Raw genomic sequence first — 23,890 nt, forward strand, 5'->3', positions numbered from 1 at the left:
CCGCTTCGCCCCGGCTGTCGAGATTCTGACCAATGACCCAGGTCATCCACGCAGTCCGAAACCCCACCACCGGTGCTGGTAACTATTTGGACACGCGCTTCGCCTCCCCATCACCACCTTCCCGACATGACATCGTGACATGACGTATATGCAGGTCCTGGGGAGGAACCGATGCCGTGCACCCCATTGCGCCCACCGTCGGACACGGTCGGTGCCGGACTCCGGACCGAGGGTCCTCTGCGCGGCCGTCGCGTCTTTTCGGTCAGGACCGTACTCGTGTGGGGAAGCGCGGTCCTCCTCGTCCTCAGCACCGCTGCCCCGGCCCTGGCCGAGACGGGGCCGCCCGGCGCCGCGGAGCAGGAGGGCCTCGGCGACGTGCGCGTGGAACTGGCTGCCCTGCGTGCCGAGCTGGAGACTCTGCGCGGCACCGCGGTGGACCGGATCGCCGACTACCGGCGCGAGAGCGGGCGCCTGGCCGAGGCCACCGCCCGTCGGGAAGCCGCCCAGGAACGGGCCGAGACCGCCCGCGCCCGGCGCGAGGGCTCCCGTCTGGCCGCCGCGCGCCAGGCCGCCGCGGCCTACATGGACGGATCCGCGCACCCGGCCCGGGCCTGGATGGGCGGCCCCGAGGACCTGCTCGAACGCGGCGCCTACCTCACGCTGCTCGCCGGGCACCGCACCGCCGAGCTCGACCGTGCCGAGGCCGCGCGCCTGGCGGCGGGCGCCCTCGCCGACCTCGCGGAGGGAGCGGAGCACGAACGGGCCGAGGCGGCCGAGGCCGCCGCCACCGCCCGCGCGGAGGCGGAGGCCGCCCTGAACGCCCAGGAGGACCGGTTCGGGGAGCTGCTGGACGAGCAGACCCGGTTGGAGGGGCTGCTCGCCGAGCGCCGTGCGGCACGGGGGGCCCAGTCCGCTCGGGGGCCCGCCGAGGGCACGGGGACGACGGAGGAGGCAGTGCCGGCGGTCGGCGCCCAGGAGGAGGCCGGGGGCGACCGTGCGCGGCGCGCCCCGGAGACCCTGGTGTGCTCGGGCGGCGACGGCGGCTCGCACGTGAACGGCCGCTACCCCGTGTCGGCGCTGTGCCCGCTCCCGCAGGCGGGCGAGTGGCTGCGGCCGGACGCGGCGGCGGCCTTCGTCGCACTCGACGCCGCCTACCGCGCGCGGTTCGGCGTGCCGATGTGCGTGGCCGACTCCTACCGCCCGTACCACGAACAGGTGCGCCTGTTCCAGGAGATGCTGCCGGGCATGGCCGCCCGTCCGGGCACGAGCCAGCACGGCCTGGGGTTGGCGGTGGACCTGTGCGGCGGAGTGCACGACTTCGGCAGTCCGCAGCACGCGTGGATGCTCGCCCACGCGCCCGGACACGGCTGGATCAACCCCGACTGGGCTCGTGGCGGCTTCGAACCCTGGCACTGGGAGTTCACCGGTTGACCGTACGGCCGCGTGACCGGGATCGGGCGGACGGTCAGACCAGCGAGCCCAGCCGGAGTTCGAATCCGCCCAGCGGCCCGGCGTGCACCTCGACCTCGTCGTCGGGGCCCAGGGGTTCGGTCTCCAGGCACAGCAGGGCGCGGACACGGCCGGACCCGGCCGTGAACCAGGCGTCCCGGGGGTCCGCTCCGCCGTACCCGATCTGGCGGCCGTCCACGAAGGCGGCGAACTCCTGCACCCGGGCTCCGTCCGCGTCGACGAGTTCGTCCTCCGTGACCAGATCCGGGCCGAGGGTCAGCTGGAGGGGCGCGCCCTCCGCGCCGAGCCACAGGCAGGCCATGGTGTAGGCGGTCGTGGGCCCCGCGGCGCCCGCGACGGCGGCCAGTCCGATCCGCGCCCTGCGCACACCGGCCACCACGCCGTCGTCCACGCCCCGGACCAGGTCCGGGGCGAGGGCGCTCGCGGTGCCGCCGAACCGCGCCGGCACGGGGTCGTCGGGGACCAGCGGAGCGCACAGGCGCGCCTCGGGCTCGAAGATGATCTCCACCGGGTCGTCGACCGCGCGGGCGTGGGCCTCGGCCATCGCCTCGGGGCCCGCGTCCAGGAGCGCGGCCAGGTCGTCGGTCACCGGGCAGCCGTGGACGTCACCGTCCTCCAGGGCGCCCAGGCGCGCGCCGCCGCCGCTCGGGGACAGGTAGGTCACCCAGTCCAACGTCGCTCCTCATCGTCCGGGCGGGCGCGCTCACACCGCCGCGACGGGGCTGTGCTCCTTGCCCGTCCCGGCGCAGCCCCGGCACGGCTCGTCCACCCGTCGCCAGACGATGACGCCGTTGCCGTCCCGGTGCGGCTGTTCGGGCCGCCACCACCCCGTGCCGGAACAGAACCGGCAGTCGACGCCGCTCCGTTCGCACCAACCGCATGAGCTTATCGCGCACCGCGTGTGCGTCGGTTCCCGCGTCGGGTCCATGCGCTCCCACCGTCTCCCCGCGAAATCGCGACCAGCCTGACACAGCGGCGGGGCGCGCGTCCACCCGTGAACGCGGACGAAATTGCGGGTCAGAGCGGGTGCACGGCCGCTCGGGCGGGCCAGGGGGCGGGGTCGGTTCAGGCCGAGTCGCGCACCACCAGACGGGTGTCCAGGATGGTCGTCGCGCTCTCCCGCGTCCCCGGGATCGCCACGTCGACGAGCAGGCGCGCCATCTCCTGCCCCATGCGCTCGGTGGACTGGTGCACCGTGGTCAGCGGCGGATCGCAGTGCTGGGCCATGAGGGTGTCGTCGAAACCGACCACCGCGACGTCGCCGGGCACGCGCAGACCGCGCTCGCGCAGCACGCGCAGGGCGCCCAGCGCCGTGAGGTCGGAGGCGGCGAACACGGCGTCGGGCGCTCCGCCGGCCTCGAGCAGCCGCTCCATCGCTCGGGCGCCGCCCTCGACGCTGAAGTCCCCGGCGGCCACGAGCCGCTCGTCGGCGGGGATCCCGGCCTCCGTGAGCACCTCCCTGTAGCCGGTCAGCCGCGCCAGGCCCGCGGTCATGTCCTGGGGACCGGTGATGGTGGCGACGCGGCGTCGGCCCGTGTCGAGGAGGTGGCGCACCGCGGCCCGCGCCCCCCCGACGTTGTCCATGTCGACGACGTAGGGCGCGGGCCTGGCCGTGGGGTGCGGCTGGCCGCCGTGCACCACGGGGACGCCCGCCTCGGCCAGCCGGCGCGGAAGCGGGTCGTCGCGGTGCATGGAGACCAGCAGCGCGCCGTCGACGTGGGAGCCGCCGAGGTAGTCGCCGACCTTCTCGTGCTCGGCCTCGGTCCGGGCGGTGGTGAGCATCAGCTGGAGGTCCCGCTCGTGCAGGACCGAGCTGACGCCGCGGATGATGTCGGCGAAGTAGGGGTCGGTGAACAGCCGGTCGCGGTGTTCGGAGACCACCAGGGCGACGGTGTCGGTGCGGCGGGTGACCAGGGTGCGCGCGGCCTGGTTGGGGCTGTAGCCCAGTTCGGCGATCGCGCTGTGCACGGCCTCCCGGGTGCGGGGGCTCACCTGGGACGACCCGTTGATCACCCGGGAGACGGTGCCCCGGCCCACACCGGCGCGTTCCGCCACCATCTCCAGCGTCGGACGACGCCGACCGCCACCGCTCCTGGCCACTCGCTGCTCCTTCGGTTCCTGTGGGGACGTGCCGTCCTACCGCCGCGGGATGCGGCCGGTTCCCGCCAGCCGCGCGTACCAGCGGCCGCTGTCCTTGACCACGCGCTCCTGCGTGGCGTAGTCGACGTGCACGAGTCCGAACCTGCGCGAGTATCCCCACGCCCACTCGAAATTGTCCAGCAGGGACCACGCGAAGTATCCGCGCAGCGGCACGCCCGATCGTACGGCCTCCAGGGCCGCCCGCACGTGGCCCTCGTAGTAGGCGATGCGGTCGGGGTCGTGCACCGCGCCGTCGCCGGTCACGGTGTCCTCGTAGGCGCACCCGTTCTCCGTGACGTACAGGTCGATTCCGCCGCTCTCGGCGGCCAGGCGCCGCAGCACGTCGTACATGCCGCTGGGGTCGACCTCCCAACCCATGTGCGTGACCGGGAGCCCCTGGGAGACGTGCACCTCCTCGGGCGTGGCGCCGATCCACGCGCCGCCCCCGCCGTCCTCGCCGCTTCCGACTCCGCCGCCGCTGACCGTGTCCGGGTCCAGGCCCTTGGCCGAGGCGGCGACCCACTCGGGCGCGTAGTAGTTGACGCCGAGGAAGTCGAGCGGGGTCGCGATGGCGGCCAGGTCGGTGTCGGCGACGAAGGAGAAGTCGGTGAGGTGGGCCAGGTCCGCCAGCACGTCGGCCGGATAGGCGCCGCGCAGGAGGGGGTCGGTGAAGATCCGGTTGCGTACGCCGTCCGCGCGGCGGGCCGCCCGCACGTCCTCGGCCGTGGCGGAGTGGGGGCGGATGACCGCCTGGTTGTGCGCCAGTCCGATCCGCGCGTCGTGGCCGGTCGAGCGGATCGCCTCGGCGGCCAGGCCGTGCCCGAGCAGCAGGTGGTGGGCGGCGGCCAGCGCGGCGACGGGGTCGCGGTGGCCCGGCGCGTGGACGCCCAGGTGGTGGCCGAGGAAGGAGGCGCACCACGGTTCGTTGACGGTCATCCAGTGGCGGACGCGGTCACCGAGCCTCTCCGCGACGACGGCCGCGTAGTCGGCGAACCGCCGGGCGGTGTCGCGGTGCGGCCAGCCGCCCGCGTCCTGGAGCCGTTGGGGCAGGTCCCAGTGGTAGAGGGTGGCCCAGGGCTGGATGCCTGCGGCCAGGAGGGTGTCGACGAGGCGGTCGTAGAAGTCGAGTCCGGCGCGGTTGACCTCGCCCGAGCCCTCGGGCAGGACGCGCGGCCAGGCGACGGAGAAGCGGTAGGCGCCCAGGTTGAGCTCGCGCATGAGCCCGACGTCCTGGGCGTGGCGGTGGTAGTGGTCGTCCGCCGGGTCGCCGGTGTCGCCGCCCAGGACTTTGCCCGGGGTGGCGCAGAAGGTGTCCCAGATGCTGGCGCCGCGCCCGTCGGCGGTGGTGGCACCCTCGATCTGGAACGAGGCGGTGGCGGCTCCCCACAGGAAGCCCTCGGGGAACTCTTCTCGGTCGGTCACGGCACGCACCTTCCATGTCCGGACGTTTGGGAGCGCTCCCATTATCGAAGCGGACCGCCGCCCGCACTGTCAACGAAGCAGCCGGGCGGCGAGACCCAACCGTTACGGCTCCTCCATCCCCACGGGGATCACGATGCCCGCCCAGCGCCGCTCCATGAAGGCGCGGACCTCCTCGCTGTGCAGCAGCTCGTCCAACTGGAGCAGGTGCCGGTCGGCGCGGTTCCCGGTGCGCACGACCAGCCCGTTGGCGTAGGGGTTGCCCTCGGTGGCCTCCCAGGCCAGAACGTTGGCCGTCGCCGGCAGGTCGGCCTCCAGGGCGTAGTTGCCGTTGACCACGGCGGCGTCCAGGTCCTGGAGCGAGCGGGGCAGCTGCGCCGCCTCGACCGGGACCAGCTCGGCCCCCGCGGTCGCCACGTCGTCGAGCGCGGGCGTGGTCCCGGCGTCGTCGGCCAGGGCGATGACCCCGTGGTCGGCGAGCAGGTCGAGCGCCCGCCCCATGTTGGACGTGTCGTTGGGCAGTCCGATCCGCGCGCCCTCCGGCAGGGCCTCCAGGTCGGAGACCTCGTCGGAGTAGATCCCGAACGCCTCCAGGTGCACGTCGGACAGGTAGCTCAGGGCCGTGTCGGGGTTGCCCGCGAGGTACTCCTCCAGGAACGGCAGCGTCTGGTAGTAGTTCGCGTCCAGCTCGCCCTCGGCCAGCGCCGCGTTCGGCTGGTTGTAGTCGGTGAACACCACCACGTCCAGGGCCAACCCGGCCTCGGCCGCGAGCTCGTCGTCGACGAACTCCAGGATCTCGGCGTGCGGCACGGGCGTCGCGCCGACCCTCAGCGTGGTCAGCGCCCCGCCGTCGCCGCCCTCCTCCTGCGCGCGCTCGCTCGGACTCCCGCACGACGCGAGCAGCACCGCGGCCAACCCCGCGGCCGCGCCCGTACGCGTCTTCGCGCTCCGTGTCGCCATCTCCGTCTCCCCTTCTCCACTGGACAGCGGACACCTCGGCGGGGGGAGGCGGGGGGAAGGGGGGAGTGGACGTCAGCGGCGGGACAGGCGGCGCACCACCAGGTCGCCCAGGCTCTGGCAGGCCTGCACGATGACGATGAGCAGGATGACCGTCGCCCACAGGTAGTGGTCGTTGAAGCGCTGGTAGCCCTCGCGGATGGCCAGGTCGCCCAGGCCCCCGCCGCCGATCGCGCCGGCCATCGCGGAGTAGGAGATGAGGGTGACCACGGTCATCACCAGTCCGGCGACCAGGCCAGGCAGCGACTCGGGCAGCAGCACCTTGCCCACGATGGTGAGCCTGCGCGTGCCCATGGCGTGCGCGGCCTCGACGACCTCGCGGTCGACCTCGCGCACGGCGGTCTCCACCAGGCGCGCGAAGAAGGGGATCGCGCCGATGCTCAGCGGGACGATCGCGGCCGTGGGGCCCAGGGTCGTGCCGACGAGGAATCGGGTCAGGGAGAGCACCGCGACCATGAGCACGATGAACGGCAGGGAGCGGCCGACGTTGACGACGGCGCCGAGCACGGCGCGCACGGCGGGGGCCGGGGTCAGGCCGCCCCGGTCGGTGGCCACCAGCAGCACGCCCAGGGGCAGGCCGAACAGGACGCTGAAGACGGTCGCCCACCACACCATGTAGACGGTGTCCATGGTGGCCAGCCACAGGTCCGGCCACATCGCGGGCCAGGCCAGGACGAAGTCGACGACCGCGTCCGCCGGGCCCGAGGGCTCGGCGGCCGAGGCGAGGGTCGGGGCGGGGGTGATCACTGTCCGGCCTCCTCGACCAGCAGACCGCGTTCGGAGAGGAAGGCGAGCGCCTCGGCGCGGCGGGCGCCGCGCACGTCGACGCTCAGGCGGCCCACCGACTGCCCGGCGACGCGCTCCACGCCGCCGCCGCGGATGTTGGCGTCCACGTCGAAGCGGCGGGTCAGCTCCGACATCAGCGGCTCGTCGAAGGAGCGCGGGTAGGTGACGGTCACGGTGTCGGGCCCCCCGTCCTCGGGGATCGGGAACAGGGACCGCGCCAGGAGCGAGCCCGGTGTGCCGATGAGGTCCAGGACGCGGCCGGACTCGCGGAACTCCCCGCCCTCCATGATGGCCGCCGAGTCGCAGATCCGCTTGATCACGTCCATCTCGTGGGTGATCAGCAGGATGGTCAGCCCGAGCTCGTCGCGCAGGCGGCCGAGCAGGGCGAGGATGGAGTCGGTGGTGGCCGGGTCCAGTGCGGAGGTCGCCTCGTCGCTGAGCAGGACCTTGGGGGCCGAGGCCAGGGCGCGGGCGATGCCCACGCGCTGCTTCTGCCCGCCGGAGAGCTGGGACGGGTAGGCGCGCGCCTTGTCACCGAGCCCGACCAGTTCCAGGAGCTCGCCGACCCGGGCCCGGCGGCGGGCGCGGTCCACGCCCGCGACCTCCAGCGGGAAGCCGACGTTGCCCGCGACCGTGCGCGACGACAGCAGGGCGAAGTGCTGGTGGACCATGCCCATGGTTCGGCGCGCGGCGCGCAGGCGGGACCCCCGCAGCGCGGTCAGCTCCTGGCCGTCGACCGCGACCGTGCCGGAGTCCGGGCGCTCCAGGAGGTTCACCGAGCGCAGCAGGGTGCTCTTGCCCGCGCCGCTCTGCCCCACGACACCGTAGATCTCACCGGGCTCGACCCGCAGGTCGACGCCCTTCAGGGCGGTCACCCGGTGCTTGTGCAACCGGTAGGCCTTGTGCAGGCCCACTGCGTCAATCACGGTCTTCCCATCGACGTCTCAGCGGTGGTGTCCCGGCGCCCGTGGGGATCGCCCGGGGCGGGACTCAAGCGCGGGTGCGGACGCCCGCGTCCGAGCGTACGGAGGGCCCGGGGGCCGGAGGGGCGCGACGCGCCGGAGCGCGCACGAGCCGGACCCGACCCCAAGCCAATCACGTGCGGGCGGGTCCGGTCGGCGGATGTGGTGTCCGCGATCAGGTTATTTTGACCACACTGAACGTTTTGAGGTGATGTGTCATTGACCGCGCCTTTCCCCAATCCGCACGGTCGCGCCTACACTCATGACGATCCCGTGACTCTCGCCCCGAACGACCGCGTGCGCGAGGGTTCCGGCCCGGACGGTCCCCACACCCGCCCCGGGACACACCAGCATGAGCGCCCGACGCCCCGCCGGGGGACGCCTCGGGCCCGAGGAGCGATCACATCGTGCAGCCCGACGACCCGATCCGCGAGGACGGCACCGCCCGCGCGTCCGGGAACGACCCGTACGCCGACTTCTGGGCGCCGGAACCCCGCGTATGGACGTGGAACGACGTCCTGGCCGAGCTCCTGCCCCGCGGCGTCCCCTCCGTACGCCCAGGGCGCGTGACCGCGAGCGCCCTGGCCATCGCCCTGACCGCCCTTCTGACGGCCGTCCCGCAGGGGGCGGGAGCCGCGGTCGCGCCGCGCGAGCCCGAGGACATGGACACCCTGCGCTCCCGCGCCGAGTCGCTCACCGAGGAGTTCCAGGGCGAGCTGCGCGACATGGAGGCGGTCATGGAGGACGCCGAGACCGCCGAGACCAGCGCCGAGGCCTCCCGGGAGGAGGTGGATGCGGCCCGTGCCGAGGTGCGCTCCCTGGCGGTCGCCGCCTACACCGGCCAGGGGATCGACCCGTCGATGTCGCTCTTCGTCGACTCCGACCCGGAGGAGATCATCGACCGCGCGGTGATCATCGACTACCTGGCCTCCACCCACGACGACCTCATCACGCAGCTCGACCAGGCCCTGGAGCGCGACGAGGCGGCCCAGGCCGAGGCCCAGGAGCGGCTGGCCCAGGTGGAGGAGGACCTGGACGAGCTGGAGGACCAGCGGCGCGAGGTGCAGCGGATGATCGCCGACCACCCCAACCAGCCGATGGAGCCGCCGGACAACATCACCCCCCGCACGCGCCAGATGCGCGACGAGGTCCTCGCCCGCTTCGGGGAGGGCCGGGACGTCGGAGGGTACGGCTGCTACCGGGCGGTCGGCGGCTATGTGGTCGGCGAGCACCCCAAGGGCCGGGCCTGCGACTTCATGGTCGACGGCGACGGCCAGATGCCGTCGGAGGCCCAGGTCCAGCGCGGGTACGAGATCGCCGAGTGGGCGAAGGAGAACGCCGAGGACTTCGGGATCATGTACATCATCTACCGGCAGCAGATCTGGGACATCCGGCGCGGCGGCGAGGGCTGGCGCTCCATGGCCGACCGCGGCAGTGTCACGGAGAACCACTTCGACCACGTGCACATCTCGATGTTCTGACCCGGTGGCCGCGACCGGCCACGACGCCCCCGGACGCGCCCGGTCGCACGGGGGCGACACGAAACGGTGACGATTCACCCACCGGTCCGGTATCCCGGCTGCGCCTCGGGCGCCTCCCGCGACTAGGATTGACCCACGTCCCGGCCCCGGCCTGCGGGGACGACCGTGTCCGACGGCTCACGGGCCCCGCCCCGGCGCCGGGGACCTCCTCACGACACCGGGGATCGCCCGCCCGCGCCACCCGTCCTCGCCCACGGGTCGGCACGATCGGCGGCCCTCCCCCGCGGGTCCCGGACCGCCGCCTCGCCCCCTCGGCGGCCCCGCTCCGCGGTGGACGCGCGAACCCATCGGCGCTCTCGGGCGTCATCGACACAGCACACCACCGGGCGAGGGGAGCCATGAGCGAGAACGGACCTTACAACCAGCCGCCCCAGAACCCCTACGGCGGCGGTGACCACGGATCCCCGCCGCCCTACGGACGGCCCCAGCCGCCCCAGGGCGGCCCGTACGACCCGAACACCGGCGGCCAGCCCGGCTACGGCGCGGGGTACCCCGGCGGGGACCAGCCGATGTACGGGGGCGCGCAGCAGCACTACGGCGGCCCGGGGTACGCCCCTCCCCAGCCCTCGGGCAGCGGCGGGAGCAAGGCGGGCCTGTGGGTGGTCGTCGTCGGCGGCGTCATCATCGTCGTGCTCGTGATCGCCGTGCTGGTCACGCTCGTGACCAACGGCTCCCCGACCCCTCCCGCCGCCGACGACACGACCGTGACCGCCGAGGAGACCGGCGCCGCGGAGGACCCGCACGAGCCCGCGCCCGACTCCGACGCCGCGCCGGCCGGTGAGCCGCCCTACGCGGTGCCCGCCGAGCCCTGCGACGCCTTCACCGAGCAGGTGACCTCCGACTTCCTGCTCACCGAGGCCGCCGAGAAGTCCGTGCAGGACACCACCGCCCGGTGCTCCAGCACACTGGCCGAGGCTCCCGAGGGCAACGGTCCCGACGACTACGCGTCCCTGCGTCTGACCTACTCCGTGCCCTACTCGGCCGCCGACTCCGTCGAACAGGCCACGGCCGACTTCGAGGCCGCCCGGGAGGACGTCACGGGCGCGAACGAGTACTCGCTCTACGTCGCCGAGGGCGTCGAGGACGACCGGGAGGTCGACCTCGGCGACCAGGCGCGCTTCGTGGTCACGCGCTACGACTACGTGGGCGACGAGGTCCCCCAGGCGGTCCTGCTCGTGCGCAGCGCCAACCTCAACATCCGGATCGAGTACCAGATCATGCCCTCGCTCCTGACCGGGGGCAGCCCCGAGGACCTGGTCCTGCCCGACCACACCGAGGAGATCATGCTCAACGCCGGGGCCGAGGCGCTCGCCCTGGTCGGCACCTGATCCCGCTCCGGGGACGACGGGGGCCGCGGCGGATCGCCGCGGCCCCCTGTTCCGCGCGCTCGCGAGCCCGGGTCGCGGAGGGGGCGCTCGCCCCGACTAGTCCGCGCCGGGCAGGTCGGCCCGTACCCGCCTGGCCGCCTCGACCATGTTGCGCAGGGCCTGCTCGGTCTCGGCGTACCCGCGCGTCTTGAGACCGCAGTCCGGGTTGACCCACAGGTTGCCCGCGTCGATGTGCGACACCGCCAGACGCAGCGACGCCTCGATCTCCTCCACCGACGGCACGCGCGGCGAGTGGATGTCGTACACGCCCGGGCCGATCCCGCGCTTGTAGCCGCGGCGGCCGAGGTCCTCCACCAGCTCCATGCGCGAGCGGGCGGCCTCGACGCTGGTGACGTCGGCGTCGAGCGCCTCGATCCCGCCGACGATCAGGCCGAACTCGGAGTAGCACATGTGCGTGTGGATGACCGTGCTCGGCGCGACGCCGGAGGTGGCCAGGCGGAACGAGCCCACCGCCCAGTCCATGTAGGCGGCCCGCTGCTCCTCGCGCAGCGGCAGCAGTTCCCGCAGCGCCGCCTCGTCCACCTGGATGTGGCGGATCCCGGCGCGCTCCAGGTCGGCGATCTCGTCCCGCAGGGCGAGCGCCACCTGGCGGGCGGTGTCGCCCAGCGGCTGGTCGGTACGGACGAACGACCAGGCGAGCATCGTCACCGGACCGGTCAGCATGCCCTTGACCGGCTTCTGGGTGCGTGACTGGGCGTAGGTGATCCACTCGACCGTCATCGGCTCGGGGCGCGAGACGTCCCCGTACAGGATCGGGGGACGCACGCAGCGCGAACCGTAGGACTGCACCCACCCGTTCTCGGTGGTGGCGTAGCCCCGCAGCTGCTCGGCGAAGTACTGCACCATGTCGTTGCGCTCGGGCTCGCCGTGGACGAGCACGTCCAGGCCGATCTCCTCCTGGAGCGCGATCACGCGGTCGACCTCCTCGCGGAGGATCCGGCGGTACTCCTCCTCTCCCAGCTCGCCCTTGCGGTGGGCGGCGCGCGCCCGCCGCAGCTCGGCGGTCTGCGGGAAGGACCCGATCGTGGTCGTGGTCAGCGGCGTGTCCGTGGGGACGTCGCGGTCCTGCGGACGCTCGGAGGCCTCCGGGCCCAGCGCGTCGAGGCGGGCGCGCACCCGGGCGTCGGTGAACGCGGGGCCGGCGCCCCTGGACTCCCGGCCCGTGTGCTCGGCATCGGCGCCCTCGGACAGGACGCGGCCCAGCAGTGCGACCTCCTCGGCCTTCTGCTTGGCGAAGGCCAGGGCCGCGCGCAGCTCGGGGTCGAGGGAGGTCTCGGCGTCCAGGTCGATCGGCGCGTGCAGCAGCGAGCAGGAGGTGCTCACGGTCAGTTCGTCGGTGAGGGCGAGGAGGGTGCCGAGGGTGGCCACCGCCGCGGGGATGTCGGTCCGCCAGACGTTGCGGCCCTCGACGACACCCGCGACCAGGCGGGTCCCCCCCAGCCCGGAGACCTTGACCAGGTCGTCGACGCCCTCGGAGTCGGTCACCAGGTCCAGGCCGACCGCCTCGACCGGCGAGTCCTTGAGCACGCGCAGCGCGGCGGCGCCGATGGAGCCGAAGTAGGTCGAGACCAGCAGGGAGGGACGGTCGGTGAGCCCGCCCAGGCGCTGGTAGACGCGCTCCAGGTGGCCGACGGCGGCGCGGCCCTCGTCGGTGGCCAGGATCGGCTCGTCCAGCTGCACCTCGGTGGCGCCGGCCGCCCTGAGGTCGGCCAGAAGGCGCGCGTAGGCGTCCAGGAGCTGGTCGAGCAGCTCGATCGGCGACCAGCCCTCGGGCGCGTCGTCCGCGGCCTTGGCCAGGAGGAGGAAGGTCAACGGACCGACGAGGACCGGACGGGTGCGGTAGCCCGCCTCCGCCGCCTCGCGGAACTCGGCGACCGGCTTGTCGCCGACCAGGCGGGGACGGGTGCTCGGCGAGAGCTCGGGGACCAGGTAGTGGTAGTTGGTGTCGAACCACTTGGTCATCTCCAGGGGCGGCGCGCCCTGCACGCCCCGGGCGAGGGCGAAGTAGCGGCGCAGCTGCTCGTCCCGGTCCTCCGCGGTCGCCGGGGAGGCGAAGCGGGACGGCACCAGGTCGAAGAGGACCGCCGTGTCGAGCACGTGGTCGTAGTAGGAGAACGTGTTGGACGGCAGGTCGTCGACGCCCGCCTCGCGCAGCTGGGCGTAGACGCCCTCGCGCAGGTCGGCGGCGACCGCGTCCAGGTCCTGGGCGCTCGTGCGGCCCTTCCAGTAGGACTCGCTGGCGCGCTTGAGTTCGCGGCGCGGGCCGATCCTGGGGTAGCCGTGCACCGTGGAGCGCACGGCCGCCTTCGCGGCCGGTGGCGTGGTCATGAAGCTTCTCTCCCTCGTCGAAAGCCGGGTTCCGACCGCGAGGGGACTCCGAGGGCAGGCCACACCGAGGGGCGCTCCGCGGACACGCACCTGTTCGCCGCCGACCTCGGCCCTCCCTCGGGGCACGGGACCACCGGCGGCACGGGTGCGCCGCCGGGTGGAGGCAGGTCTTCGGACTCGTGGGCACCGCCGGTGCGCGCACCGACGACCTACTGGTCACCGCTTCCCAGATTCCGACCAAACCGACCGGATTACCAGTGCTTCTGGCGACTGTCGTTCCCACATACCGCTGCGGGGCAGTCCCGGATTCCCACCGGGTTCCCTCTTGCGACGCGCACCACACTCTTCCCCGGTGACACCCGGCTCGGAAGTGGAGCGCGTACCTTCCACGCCTGCAAGTATAGGGAGGCCCCCTCACGCCCCTGCACCTGGTGTGGACACCCCATTCCCGCGCGCCACCCCGCCGTGAACCCCTGCCCCGTGGCGCGCGTCACACCCGACATACGCGTTGCGCGGAGACGGCACTCCCCCGCCGTCCCCGCGAACGTTCGTCTGACGATGAACGTGGAGAACCCCTGGTGAACAAAGAGTCCCCTCAGACCATGGCAGCCGATCGTCCCCTCCTCACGATCGTGGTCGCGATGGCGGTGCTGGCGGGGCTGTTGATACTCGCGACCCGATCCACGGCGGCCCCGGGACACCTCGCCGCCGACGGCACGGCGCACGGATCGACGCAGGAGAACGCCTCGCCGCCGGCCACGGGCGAGCCCGACCGGCTGACCGTGGTCGACCCGGCGGACGTGGTCGACGTGGAGGAGACCGCACTGCCCTACGACGGCGGCATCGCCGCGGACGTGACCTATCCGGTCCTGCCCAACGCCGAGCCGCTGACCGACTTCCTCTCGCGCGCCCTCGACACCGACGTGGCCGCCTTCGAGGCGGCCAACCCGGGAGCGGAGTCCTACACCGCCGCATGGGGCCTGACGGCGGCCGGCGACAACCTGGTCGGCGTGCGCATGACCAGTACGGAGACCGACTCCGAGGGCTCGCGCGAGTGCCACACCACCTACTGGTACGAGGCCGACACCGGACTCGCGCACGGCTCCAACCAGCTGATCGCGGGACAGGACGAGCTGGCCGAACTCGTCGGACTCGTCCGGGAGCGGGCGACCGACGACGTGGACGCCTCCGCCGTCCTGCCGGTGGCCGCGCTGTTCGACTCGGTGGGCTTCAACCCCGACGGCGACCTGGTCGTGGAGTTCGACGCCGCACAGGTCGCCGCGCCCGACGTCGGGCCGGTGCACGTGGTCGTCGCACGGGACGAGGCCGAACCGCTGCTGTCGGACCTGGGCCTGCGCGCCCGCGACGCCGCGACCACCGGAGTGGAGGCGTTCGCCGTGGCGGGGCGCCCCGAGGCCGACAAGGACGGCACCGACGACGAGCAGCCCGGTCTGATCCCGCCCGTCGACGACGGGGTGGACTGCTCCGACCCGGAGACCCGGTGCGTGGCGCTGACCTACGACGACGGCCCCGGTGGGCGCACCCCCGAACTGCTGGACACCCTCGCCGAGTACGACGCCCGCGCCACCTTCTTCGTGACCGGAGTCCCGGTCATGGAGCACCCCCGGATCGTGCGGCGCGCCTACGCGGAGGGCCACGAGATCGCCAACCACACGCTGAGCCACCCCGACCTGTCCGGCTTGGGCCAGGGCGCGGCCCGCGGCGAGCTGGAGATCGTCCAGGCCCAGGTGTACCGCGAGACCGGCTACACCATGGACCTGATGCGCCCGCCCTACGGCGCCACCGACGACGGGGTCGCCGCCGTGACCGAGGAGATGGGGCTCGCCCAGATCCTGTGGAGCGTGGACACCATGGACTGGAAGGACCGCGACGCCTCGGTGGTCACCGGCCGCGCCCTGGACGGCGCGTCCCACGGAGCCATCATCCTCATGCACGACATCCACGGCACCACCATCGACGCGTCCCACCGGATCATCCGTGAGCTGGACGCCCGCGGATACACGATGGTCACCGTCTCCCAGCTGCTGGGCACGACCACACCCGGCGCCGCCTACCACGACGGCCACCCGGAGGAGGACGCCGAGGGCGGCCACGAGGGCCACGAGCACGCGGACGGGGCCGACGCGGACCACGGCGAAGACTGACACGACAGCGCCGCCCGCGCCAGGGGGATGACCACATGTGGACACCGCCCCAGCCGAGTGGCCCAGGTCACCTATGTTGCTGCCATCAACCGCCAACCGTCCGGCAGAGGTGAGCAAGTCCGGTGGAGCAGCCGACCCGAGCACGTCAGATTCCGAGCGTCCACGGCCCTGACGTGGGACGGGTCGGCCTCCGCTGGCCCGGCGCCGTCATCGCGGCGGTGTCGCTGACCGCCACGGCGTGCGCGACCCCCGAGAGCGACGCGAGCGCCGCCGACCGGATCCCGGTCGTCCTGGACGCGGCCGAGGGACCCGTCTCCGAGTGGACCGGCGACGCCGCGGACTTCGCCGACCACCCGTACGTCCCCGAGGGCCTCGCGGTCAGCGTCGCCTACCCGGAGTTCGAGGGCGCGCCCGCCTTCGCCGACGGGCTCGCGCGGCTCGTCGACCGGGAGGTGCTCGACTTCCGGGGCGCCAGCCGCGACCCGGTGAGCCTGAGCGTCGACTGGGAGGTCGTCGCGGCCGGGGACGGGGTGCTCGGCGTGCGGCTGATCCGCACGGAGGAGGACCTGCACGGGCTGCGGCAGGGCTACGAGACCTACTGGTACGACGCCGCGACCGGCCTGACCCGCTACTCCTCGGAACTGATCGCCGGGCAGGAGGAGCTGGCGGAGCTCAACGGGATCCTCCGGACCGAGCTGGCGGACCACCCCGACGTCGACGTGGCGAGCCTCCTGCCGATCCGGGCCAGCTACGACTCGATCGGTTTCAACGCCGAGGGGGACCTGGTCGTGGAGTTCGACGACGGCCACCTGTCGCCCGTGCGCGAGGGGCACCCGCCGGACTCCGCCCCCGGGCGGATCGCGGTGGCGGTCGACGCCGCCGCGGCCGAACCGCTGCTGTCGGAGCTGGGCGAGCGCGCGCGGTCGGCGTCGCTGCGCGAGGAGCCGGACTACGCCGTGCCCGAGGCGGGCGCGACCCCCGACCCGCGCCCCTCCGTGCCCGGGGAGGTCGTCGCCGGGGACGAGGACCTCGACTGCCGGGACGAGGAGGTCCGGTGCGTGGCGCTGACCTTCGACGACGGCCCGGCCGACACCTCCGTGCACCTGCTGGACCTCCTGGCCGAGGAGGAGGTGACGGCGACGTTCTTCCTCAACGCCGACCCGGCGCTGACCCACCCGTGGGTCTACCGGCGGGCCTACGCCGAGGGGCACGAGATCGCCAGCCACAACGACCAGCACGAGCACATGCCGGACATGCCCGTCGCCGACCTGCCGCGCCAGGTGTCGACGGTCAGCGCGATCGTCAGCAGGCACACGGGGCACACGGTGCGGCTGTTCCGACCGCCCTTCGGCGACAGCTCGCCGGAGGTGCTCGACGAGATCGGCGAGCAGGGGATGGCCCAGGTCCTGTGGAACGTGGACAGCGAGGACTGGATGGGGCTCGACCGGGACGGGATCGTGGAGCGCGTCGTGGGCACGGCGGAGCGGGACGCGGTGGTGCTGCTGCACGACACCCTGCCCCCGACCGTGGCCGCGGTCCCGGGGATCATCGAGCGGCTACGCGAGCACGGCTTCGCCTTCGCGACGGTGTCCCAGGTGATCGGGGACCCGGAGCCCGGAGAGTCCTATCCGGTCGGCGCGCGGGTGCCCGGAACCGGAGGTGAGACCCCGGCGTCCTGACCGGAACGGAGAGGACCCCGCGTCCCGACGCACGGAGGACCCGGCGTTTCGACCGGGACGGGAAGGGCCCGCGCTCCGCCGGTCGGACCCGGTCTTCGGCCCTCGGCTCCGTCGCGGTCGGACGCTCCCGCGCGGTGCCCCCGGGCGGCCACCGGTCACGGAACCGCCGGTGCGGCGACGGAGCGGGGCGCGACGCCCGGCACGGCGGCGCCAGGTCGGGGCGGGCGACCGGGCGCCGGTGCGGTGGACCGGTCAGGAGGCGGCTTCGACGTCGTCGCCCACCAGGGTCAGGCCCGGCGGCGGCGCGTCGGCGCCCACCGCCTCGCCGACGGAGGCGTATCCGGCCTCGCGCACGAGACGCGCGAGACCGCGGTGGACGCGACGCGGCCACAGAGGACCGCCGTAGATCAGACCGGTGTAGCCCTGGACCAGGGTGGCCCCGGCGCGGATGCGCGCCCAGGCGTCCTCGGCGGTCTCGACGCCGCCGACGGCGACCAGGGTCACACGGTCCCCGACGCGGGCGCGCAGCCGGCGCAGGACCTCCAGGGAGCGGTCCTTGAGCGGGGCGCCGGACAGACCGCCGGCCCCGGCCGCCTCGACCTCCTCGGCGGTGGCGGACAGGCCGCCACGGGAGATGGTGGTGTTGGTGGCGATGATGCCGTCCAGGCCCTCGGCCAGGGCGAGGTCGGCGACCGCGTCGACGTCCTCTTCGGCCAGGTCCGGGGCGATCTTCACCAGCAGCGGCAGCGTCGGGCGACCGGCGTCGGTCAGGGCCTCCCGCACGGCGGCCAGCAGCGGGCGCAGCTGGTCGACGCCCTGGAGGTTGCGCAGCCCGGGCGTGTTCGGCGAGCTGACGTTGACCACCATGTAGTCGGCGTACGGGGCCAGGCGGCGGGCGCTGGTCGCGTAGTCGGCCGGGGCGTCCTCCTCCGGGGTCACCTTGGTCTTGCCGATGTTGACGCCCAGCAGCGGACGACCGGCCGCGCCCTGGTGGTGCAGGCGTTCGGCGACCAGGGCCGAACCCTCGTTGTTGAAGCCCATCCGGTTGACGATGGCCCGGTCCTCGACCAGCCGGAACAGGCGCGGCTTCGGGTTGCCGGGCTGGGGCTGGGCGGTGACCGTGCCGATCTCGACGAACCCGAAGCCGAGCGCGGCCAGGCCGCGCGGGCTCTCGGCGTTCTTGTCGAACCCGGCGGCCATGCCCAGCGGGCCCGGGAACTCCCGGCCCAGGGCGTGCACGGTCAGCTCGGGCTCACGCGGGCCCAGCACCCGGCCCATGGCGGCCGCGACGCCCGGGACGGCCGCCGCGCCGCGCAGGGCGGCGAAGCTCAGCTTGTGGGCCGTCTCGGCGTCCATGTGCCGCAGGACCGAGCGGAAGAGCACTTGGTAGAACACGGTCATCCGTTTCCGTCGCCCTCGCGCTCTGCGAGGAAGCGTTCGAGTTCCGCGCCGAGCTCGTCGGCGGTGGGCAGTCCGCCCTCGTCGTCGGCGAGCGGGAGCGTGGGCCGCTCCCCGTTGTCGACCCGTGAGGACATGATGTCGTCGTACTGGCGTTCCAGGTTGGCCACGACACGCTGGACCTCCTCGGAGGCCGCCACCTGTTCGGCGATGTCGACGTCGGTGGCCCCGGCCACGTCCTCCAGCGCGCTCGTGGGAAGGTCCAGGCCGGTCGCCCCGGAGACGTGCTCGGCGGCGGCCAGAGCCGCCCTGGGGTACTCGGACTGGGCCAGGTAGCTGGGCACGTGGACGGCGTAGCCGACGAAGTCGTGGCCGGCCTGGCCGAGGCGGTACTCCAGCAGTGAGACCGCGCTGCCGGGGACCTCGACCCGACCGATCCACGGGGTGTGGCCCGCGACCAGTTCGGGGCGGGTGGAGTGCGGGGTGACGGTGACCGGTCGGGTGTGCGGGACGGCCATGGGGATGCCGTGGGCGCTGACCGACAACGTGACCTGGAAGTGGTCGACGAGGACGCCGACGGCGGAGGCGAACAGCTCCCATTCGCGGTCGGGCTCGGGCCCGTGCAGGACCAGGAAGGGCGCGCCCTCCTCGTCGTGCATCCGGTACAGGGCGATCTTGGGCTCGGCGTAGTCGGTCCAGGCGCTCTCGACGAAGGTCATCGTCGGGCGGCGGGAGCGGTAGTCCACGAGCCGGTCGGCGTCGAAGGTCGCGATCTCCTCCGCGGTGAACCGGTCGAACAGCGCCGAGGCCAGCTGGCGCCCGGCGTGACCGGCGTCGACGAAGCCGTCCAGACAGACGAGCATCGCCAGTCCGGCGACGTCGTCGAAGCCGGGGTGGAGTTCGTACAGTTCTGCGGGTTCACGCACCGGGTTCTCGTCTCCAAAGTGGTCGGGAGCGCAGGGGGCGACGCCGGGGCCGCGGCCAGGTCAACGGCCGCGCACGGTGCCGCGAGGCCCGTGGGGACCCGCCCGTGCGCGGCACGGGCGGGTATGCCCTGCTTGTCCACAATACCGACCCATGACCGGTGGGAGAGGGCCGTGGGAGGGCCCTCTCACTCCGGGGTGACGGCGACCACACCGACGCCGGACGGCGGCTCCGGCGCGGCGGAGTCAGCGCTGCTCGGCGACCCGCAGGGCGCGCAGTCGGTTGAGCACGGCGGCGATCTCGTGTCTGCGCGGCAGCGCGTAGTCGCCGCCGAAGTCCCCGCCGAGCAGGGTGACGCCGTCCTCGGCCAGGGCCCGTTCGAGGGAGTCCAGGGCCTCGGCCAGGGTACGGGCGCCGTCCAGGTGGCGGCCGCGCACGAGTTCGCGCAGGGCCAGCCCGGCGCCGGTGATCTGGCCGGGGTCGACGAACTGCTCGACCGAGCGCACGTCGATGTCGTGGTCGCCGAAGACCAGCACGTCCATGTCGCGGCGCTTGATCCTGCTCCGGCCCCGGTCCGTCGAGGGGTCGACCGAGGCCGGGTCCACGACGCGGTGGCGGGGTGCGGCGAAGTCGGCGTCGGTCCGCTCCCGGGCCAGGGCCCGGGCACGCCCGGTGACGTCGTGCGGGTGGTAGGCGTCGAGCATGACCACCTGGTCCGCGACGTCGAAGTAGTCGCCGCTGCCGCCCATGACGAGGACGGTGGAGACGCGGTGCTCGCGGTGCAGGGGGCGGACGAGGTCGATGAACGGGACCAGCGGTTCGCGGTCGCCGTGGACGAGGGCCTGCATGCGCTCGTCGCGGATCATCAGGTTCGTGGCGGTGGAGTCCTCGTCCACGAGCAGGGTGCGCGAGCCCGCCTCGACCGCCTCGCAGATGTTGGCGGCCTGAGAGGTGGAGCCGGACGCGTTCTCGGTGCGGAAGTCGCTGGTGTCGGCGCCGGTGGGCAGGCCGCGCACGAAGGGGCTGACATCGGTGCGCTCCACGCGCCGGCCCTCCTCGGCGCGGATCTTGACGGCGTCGTCCCTGGTGACGACCAGTTCGCGGCCGTCGCCGGGGATGTGGTCGTACACGCCGCGCTCCAGCGCGTGCAGGAGGGTGGACTTGCCGTGGAAACCACCGCCGACGATGAGGGTGATGCCCTCGGGCACGCCCATGCCCGTGACGGTGCCGCGGTGCGGCAGGTCGACGCTCACCCGCAGCGAGGCGGGCGACTCGAAGGGCACCGCGCCACCGGTCATGGGCTCGTCGCTGACGCCGCTGCGGCGGGGCAGGATGGCGCCGTCGGCGACGAAGGCGACCAGGCCCCGCTCCCGCAGCTGGGCGCGCAGGGCCACGGTGTCGGCGACGCTGTCGGCGAAGGCCTCGGCCTCGGCGACGTCGATCTCCTCCCAGTACAGGTCGTCGACCAGGTCGGGGAGGGTGGTGCACAGCTCGCGCTCGGCGGCCCGGCCGTCGATGCGGCGGCCGCGGCCGGGCAGGTCGATGCCGATGCGCAGGTCGATGCCGCCGTCGGTGAGCTGGCAGGAGGAGCGTTCGATGACCTCCTGGCCGCCGGTGTCGATCCTGAGCAGCGACCCCCTGAGCAGGCGGCGCGCGCGGCGGCCGAGGTGGTCGGCCGTGGCGCGGCGCCGGACGGGGTCGGCCCAGGCGCTCTTGGGGATGCCCGCGTCGTGGACGAGGACGCGCACGCGCGAGGGCGGCGCGAACGGGTCGGCCTGGGCGTGCTGCACGGTGAGCGTGAAGTCGCCGAAGTCCCAGTCGCCCCTGAGCGACTTGTAGCGGCCGTAGGAGTCCCCGTCCATGCGCAGCAGCTCGGAGGAGAGCCGGGCGTCGTCGCGCACGCCGCGGATCGGCTCGGGCTCGGGCCTGCGGCCGCCGCGCCCCGGCCCACGGCCTTCCCCGCCGCCGTGTCGGCGCCCCTGGCCGCCGCCCCCGTACCGTCCCGCCATGGTGGTCTCCCCCTGTGTTCGTGGCACTACTCAAGCCAGGGTAGGTGGAATCGCGACCCGCCGGAGGAGGCCTGTGGACAACCCGACGCCGGGGTGGGACCCGTGCCTTCGGTGACCGGATCCGGCCGAACGGGCACGGAACGTCACCGCCCGGCGGTATACCTGACGCCATGGCCGACACCCCCTCCGCCGTCCCTCCCCCGTCCCTGGTCCCCGTCCCGTGGGGCAGGACCGACCCGTCCCCGTCCGACGACGGGCGGGCGCCGCGCACCCGGCTGGCCGGAGCGCGCGGCACCCGCTCCGCCCCCGACGGCGAAGGCGCGGTGGCTCCGCTCGCGGAAGGGAACGGCTGGTGTACCTGAGCCGGGTGTTCCTCAACCCTCGACGCCGGGGTGCGAAGCTCTTCCTCGGCAGCCCGCAGCGCCTGCACGCGGCGGTGCTGTCGTCGTTCGCGCAGGACCCGCCCACGGGAGCGGACGACGGGCCGCGCGTGCTGTGGCGGCTGGACGCCGACGACCGGCGGCGGCCCGTGCTGTGGGTGTCGTCGCCCGACAGGCCGTCCTTCGAGAACATCACCGACGACTACGGCTGGCCGGGCGCGGAGGCGCCCTATGAGACGAGGTCGCTCCATTCCCTCCTGGAACGGCTCTCGCCCGGTCAGGAGTACGTGTTCCGGCTGACCGTGAACCCGGTCAAGGCCGAGGCGGGACGGATCGGCCCGGACGGTCGGCGCGGGCGCGGGAAGGTCGTACCGCTGGCCGGGGCGGCCCGGGTCGAGTGGCTGGTCGACCGGTCGGCGAAGTGGGGTTTCGAGATCCCGCCCGGACCGGTCCCGACGCCGGAGGGCGCTCCGGCGCACGCTGTGGAGATCCGGGACAGCCAGCGGCTGCGGTTCCACAAGGGGCGCGGTGCCGATGAGGGCGGGGGGCGCGCGGTGGTGCTCCAGACCGCGACGGTGGAGGGGACGCTGCGGGTGACCGACGCGGCGGCGTTCCGCCGGACGCTGACCCGGGGAGTGGGCCGGGCCCGGGCGTACGGGTGCGGGATGATGACCCTCGCCTGGCCCGCGCCCTGAGGGGATCGGCCCCGGTGGCGGTTCCGGGGCCGATCCCTGCGGGGTGGCCCCAGCCTCCCGGTACCAAGGGGGTGTTCCGGGGTGCGGCTGGGGCGCCGCACCTCCCCGGGAGGGGTGGGGAGGTGCCTTGGTTCATTTCTACCGGAAGTCGATGTCCCGTGCGGGGGAAACCTTGATTCCGGCGGATTCATGTTCCCGTTCGACGGCGGCCGCGATCTCCGCCGCGGGGCGCTACGCCAGTGCGGCGCGGAAGGCGGCGTCGTGGTCGTCGACGGGCGGGTCGGCCAGGTCGCCGACGAACACCGCGACCAGCTGGCCGCCCTTCTCGGCGACCTCGGCGCGCAGATCACGCCAGTGGTGCAGGTTCGGGTGGTCGAAGTCGGGGCACGCCTCCGCCGGGGCCAGCCCGGCGATCGCGGCGTCCAACCGGTCGACCGTCATGCGGTGGGTCGCCGTCCCGGAGACGTGGCCCAGCGTGCGCCCCAGGACGACGGCGGGCAGGTAGTTGCCCCCGGCGTTGGTCAGTCCGAAAACCGTGCCGCCGTCCCGCTCGACGCCGATCCCGTAGGCGGCCGGCCGCCGCCACCCGGTGTGGGCCGCCTCCAGTCCCTCACGGGCCCGGATGATCTCTTCCCTGGTCGCCCACCGCTCGGCCATCTCGTTCTCCCTCGTCGTCGTTGCTCCCTCCGAACCCTAGGCGCACCGGCCCCGGAGGGCGGCGGCGCCCGTCCCGCACCTCCCGCGCCCGCCGGGTCAGTACGCCTGGAGCCGCAGCGTCCCGTGGGACACGGTGACCGCCGAGCCGCCGATGAGGACGCGCCCGGGGGCGTCGGCGGGCAGACGCAGCTCCAGGTCGCCGCCGCGGGCGGAGGCCTGGTGGGCGGTCAGCTCGGTGCGGCCCAGCCGCTCGGCCCAGAACGGCGCGAGCACCGTGTGGGCGCTGCCGGTGACCGGGTCCTCGGGGACGCCGACGCTGGGCCCGAAGAAACGGGAGACCATGTCGGTGTCCGTGCCCCGCGCGGTGACGATGACGCCCCGCGCGGGGATCGCGGCCAGCGCGGCCAGGTCGGGGGCGAGCGCGCGGACGGCGGCCTCGTCGGCGACCTCGACCAGCAGGTCGTCGGTCCCGCCGCGTCCGACCCACAGGGGATCGGCGCCCAGCGCGGCGGCCAGTCCGTCCGGGGCGTCGACCGGCCGCGCGGGCCGGGCGGGGAAGTCCAGCCACATGCGGCCGCCGTCACGGGTCACGGTGAGAACGCCGCTGCGCGTGCTGAAGCGGTAGGGCGCGGGCGCCCCGGCCTCGGCGAGCACGTGGGCGGTGGCCAGGGTGGCGTGGCCGCACAGCGCCACCTCCACCTTCGGGGTGAACCAGCGCAGCTCGTAGTCGGCCCCCGGGTCCTCGATCCGACGGGCGAACGCGGTCTCCGACAGGTTGAACTCGGCCGCCACCCCCTGCGCCCACGCGTCGGCGTAGGGCTCGTCCAGGACCAGGACGGCCGCTGGGTTGCCCGCGAGGGGCCGGTCGGTGAACGCGTCGACCACGTGGAATTCAGGCATGCCGCCAGATTACGGCGCGTTCGACGCGTTCCG

General features: G+C 73.9%; 20 protein-coding genes and 1 riboswitch. Of the genes, 7 read left to right on the forward strand and 13 right to left on the reverse strand.

What is annotated here, in order from left to right; translation table 11 throughout:
- Positions 1 to 276: 276 nt before the first annotated feature.
- Positions 277 to 1,431, forward strand: a complete 1,155-nt coding sequence (locus ACIBFB_RS03050) for a D-alanyl-D-alanine carboxypeptidase family protein (protein WP_397225586.1) — start codon at positions 277 to 279, stop codon at positions 1,429 to 1,431.
- Positions 1,432 to 1,465: 34 nt separating this feature from the next.
- Here ACIBFB_RS03050 and ACIBFB_RS03055 read toward each other — a convergent pair whose 3' ends face one another.
- The 7 genes from ACIBFB_RS03055 to ACIBFB_RS03085 all read right to left on the reverse strand — a co-directional run bounded on the left by ACIBFB_RS03055 (position 1,466) and on the right by ACIBFB_RS03085 (position 7,745).
- A complete protein-coding gene (locus ACIBFB_RS03055) occupies positions 1,466 to 2,143 on the reverse strand; it encodes a hypothetical protein (RefSeq protein ID WP_397225588.1) in 678 nt (225 codons plus the stop codon).
- 30 nt (positions 2,144 to 2,173) lie between these two features.
- Positions 2,174 to 2,398: a hypothetical protein gene (locus ACIBFB_RS03060; protein ID WP_397225590.1), complete on the reverse strand. Its 225-nt coding sequence runs from the start codon at positions 2,396 to 2,398 to the stop codon at positions 2,174 to 2,176.
- A gap of 137 nt (positions 2,399 to 2,535) precedes the next feature.
- A complete protein-coding gene (locus ACIBFB_RS03065; protein ID WP_397225592.1) occupies positions 2,536 to 3,570 on the reverse strand; it encodes a LacI family DNA-binding transcriptional regulator in 1,035 nt (344 codons plus the stop codon).
- Between the two features lie 36 nt (positions 3,571 to 3,606).
- Positions 3,607 to 5,031, reverse strand: a complete 1,425-nt coding sequence (locus ACIBFB_RS03070) for a family 1 glycosylhydrolase (RefSeq protein ID WP_397225594.1) — start codon at positions 5,029 to 5,031, stop codon at positions 3,607 to 3,609.
- 102 nt (positions 5,032 to 5,133) lie between these two features.
- On the reverse strand, positions 5,134 to 5,988 hold the full coding sequence (locus ACIBFB_RS03075; protein WP_397225596.1) for a MetQ/NlpA family ABC transporter substrate-binding protein: 855 nt from the start codon (positions 5,986 to 5,988) through the stop codon (positions 5,134 to 5,136).
- 72 nt (positions 5,989 to 6,060) lie between these two features.
- Positions 6,061 to 6,702, reverse strand: a complete 642-nt coding sequence (locus ACIBFB_RS03080) for a methionine ABC transporter permease (RefSeq protein WP_397226405.1) — start codon at positions 6,700 to 6,702, stop codon at positions 6,061 to 6,063.
- Positions 6,703 to 6,788: 86 nt separating this feature from the next.
- Entirely contained in the window at positions 6,789 to 7,745 is a 957-nt protein-coding gene (locus ACIBFB_RS03085) for a methionine ABC transporter ATP-binding protein (RefSeq protein WP_397226407.1), read from the reverse strand.
- 455 nt (positions 7,746 to 8,200) lie between these two features.
- On the opposite strand from ACIBFB_RS03085, the gene ACIBFB_RS03090 reads away from it, so the two are divergent.
- Both ACIBFB_RS03090 and ACIBFB_RS03095 read left to right on the forward strand, forming a co-directional pair.
- Positions 8,201 to 9,274, forward strand: a complete 1,074-nt coding sequence (locus ACIBFB_RS03090; protein WP_397225598.1) for a coiled-coil domain-containing protein — start codon at positions 8,201 to 8,203, stop codon at positions 9,272 to 9,274.
- Between the two features lie 398 nt (positions 9,275 to 9,672).
- Entirely contained in the window at positions 9,673 to 10,662 is a 990-nt protein-coding gene (locus ACIBFB_RS03095; protein ID WP_397225600.1) for a DUF3558 domain-containing protein, read from the forward strand.
- 96 nt (positions 10,663 to 10,758) lie between these two features.
- On the opposite strand, the gene metE is transcribed toward ACIBFB_RS03095, so the two are convergent.
- On the reverse strand, positions 10,759 to 13,050 hold the full coding sequence (gene metE, locus ACIBFB_RS03100) for a 5-methyltetrahydropteroyltriglutamate--homocysteine S-methyltransferase (RefSeq protein WP_397225602.1): 2,292 nt from the start codon (positions 13,048 to 13,050) through the stop codon (positions 10,759 to 10,761).
- 144 nt (positions 13,051 to 13,194) lie between these two features.
- Positions 13,195 to 13,407: riboswitch (cobalamin riboswitch) on the reverse strand.
- Between the two features lie 245 nt (positions 13,408 to 13,652).
- Here metE and ACIBFB_RS03105 point away from each other — a divergent pair.
- Positions 13,653 to 15,215 carry a polysaccharide deacetylase family protein gene (locus tag ACIBFB_RS03105; protein ID WP_397225604.1) on the forward strand — a complete coding sequence of 521 codons (1,563 nt, stop codon included), beginning with the start codon at positions 13,653 to 13,655 and terminating at the stop codon, positions 15,213 to 15,215.
- Between the two features lie 173 nt (positions 15,216 to 15,388).
- The gene (locus tag ACIBFB_RS03110) at positions 15,389 to 16,894 is read left to right on the forward strand and encodes a polysaccharide deacetylase family protein (RefSeq protein ID WP_397225606.1); all 1,506 of its coding nucleotides are present in this window, start codon (positions 15,389 to 15,391) and stop codon (positions 16,892 to 16,894) included.
- A gap of 252 nt (positions 16,895 to 17,146) precedes the next feature.
- Here the strand turns inward: ACIBFB_RS03110 and ACIBFB_RS03115 are convergent, their stop codons facing one another.
- From ACIBFB_RS03115 to ACIBFB_RS03125, 3 genes are all read right to left on the reverse strand, one after another.
- Positions 17,147 to 18,295: a quinone-dependent dihydroorotate dehydrogenase gene (locus ACIBFB_RS03115; RefSeq protein ID WP_397225608.1), complete on the reverse strand. Its 1,149-nt coding sequence runs from the start codon at positions 18,293 to 18,295 to the stop codon at positions 17,147 to 17,149.
- Positions 18,292 to 19,218 (reverse strand): proteasome assembly chaperone family protein, encoded by a 927-nt coding sequence (locus ACIBFB_RS03120; RefSeq protein WP_397225610.1) that lies wholly within the window; start codon positions 19,216 to 19,218, stop codon positions 18,292 to 18,294. The genes ACIBFB_RS03115 and ACIBFB_RS03120 overlap by 4 nt, the downstream gene beginning before the upstream one ends.
- Positions 19,219 to 19,461: 243 nt before the next feature.
- Positions 19,462 to 21,225 (reverse strand): ABC-ATPase domain-containing protein, encoded by a 1,764-nt coding sequence (locus tag ACIBFB_RS03125; protein ID WP_397226409.1) that lies wholly within the window; start codon positions 21,223 to 21,225, stop codon positions 19,462 to 19,464.
- Between the two features lie 170 nt (positions 21,226 to 21,395).
- On the opposite strand from ACIBFB_RS03125, the gene ACIBFB_RS03130 reads away from it, so the two are divergent.
- The gene (locus tag ACIBFB_RS03130; RefSeq protein ID WP_397225612.1) at positions 21,396 to 21,587 is read left to right on the forward strand and encodes a hypothetical protein; all 192 of its coding nucleotides are present in this window, start codon (positions 21,396 to 21,398) and stop codon (positions 21,585 to 21,587) included.
- Positions 21,578 to 22,300 carry a type I-E CRISPR-associated protein Cas6/Cse3/CasE gene (cas6e, locus tag ACIBFB_RS03135; protein WP_397225614.1) on the forward strand — a complete coding sequence of 241 codons (723 nt, stop codon included), beginning with the start codon at positions 21,578 to 21,580 and terminating at the stop codon, positions 22,298 to 22,300. The genes ACIBFB_RS03130 and cas6e overlap by 10 nt, the downstream gene beginning before the upstream one ends.
- Positions 22,301 to 22,531: 231 nt before the next feature.
- On the opposite strand, the gene ACIBFB_RS03140 is transcribed toward cas6e, so the two are convergent.
- Together ACIBFB_RS03140 and ACIBFB_RS03145 are read right to left on the reverse strand one after the other, a co-directional pair.
- A complete protein-coding gene (locus ACIBFB_RS03140; RefSeq protein WP_397225616.1) occupies positions 22,532 to 22,957 on the reverse strand; it encodes a hypothetical protein in 426 nt (141 codons plus the stop codon).
- A gap of 96 nt (positions 22,958 to 23,053) precedes the next feature.
- Entirely contained in the window at positions 23,054 to 23,857 is an 804-nt protein-coding gene (locus tag ACIBFB_RS03145) for a PhzF family phenazine biosynthesis protein (RefSeq protein ID WP_397225618.1), read from the reverse strand.
- Positions 23,858 to 23,890: the final 33 nt, after the last annotated feature.

This window comes from Nocardiopsis sp. NPDC050513, assembly GCF_044457925.1.
Taxonomy (GTDB): Bacteria; Actinomycetota; Actinomycetes; order Streptosporangiales; family Streptosporangiaceae; genus Nocardiopsis.

Coding starts and splice junctions, on each gene's coding strand:
- ACIBFB_RS03060 (WP_397225590.1), bottom strand. CDS start 2,398: ATGGACCCGACGCGGGAACCGACGCACACGCGGTGCGCGATAAGCTCA.
- ACIBFB_RS03075 (WP_397225596.1), bottom strand. CDS start 5,988: ATGGCGACACGGAGCGCGAAGACGCGTACGGGCGCGGCCGCGGGGTTG.
- ACIBFB_RS03080 (WP_397226405.1), bottom strand. CDS start 6,702: ATGTGGCCGGACCTGTGGCTGGCCACCATGGACACCGTCTACATGGTG.
- ACIBFB_RS03095 (WP_397225600.1), top strand. CDS start 9,673: ATGAGCGAGAACGGACCTTACAACCAGCCGCCCCAGAACCCCTACGGC.
- metE (WP_397225602.1), bottom strand. CDS start 13,050: ATGACCACGCCACCGGCCGCGAAGGCGGCCGTGCGCTCCACGGTGCAC.
- ACIBFB_RS03105 (WP_397225604.1), top strand. CDS start 13,653: ATGGCAGCCGATCGTCCCCTCCTCACGATCGTGGTCGCGATGGCGGTG.
- ACIBFB_RS03115 (WP_397225608.1), bottom strand. CDS start 18,295: ATGACCGTGTTCTACCAAGTGCTCTTCCGCTCGGTCCTGCGGCACATG.
- ACIBFB_RS03125 (WP_397226409.1), bottom strand. CDS start 21,225: ATGGCGGGACGGTACGGGGGCGGCGGCCAGGGGCGCCGACACGGCGGC.
- ACIBFB_RS03130 (WP_397225612.1), top strand. CDS start 21,396: ATGGCCGACACCCCCTCCGCCGTCCCTCCCCCGTCCCTGGTCCCCGTC.
- ACIBFB_RS03140 (WP_397225616.1), bottom strand. CDS start 22,957: ATGGCCGAGCGGTGGGCGACCAGGGAAGAGATCATCCGGGCCCGTGAG.
- ACIBFB_RS03145 (WP_397225618.1), bottom strand. CDS start 23,857: ATGCCTGAATTCCACGTGGTCGACGCGTTCACCGACCGGCCCCTCGCG.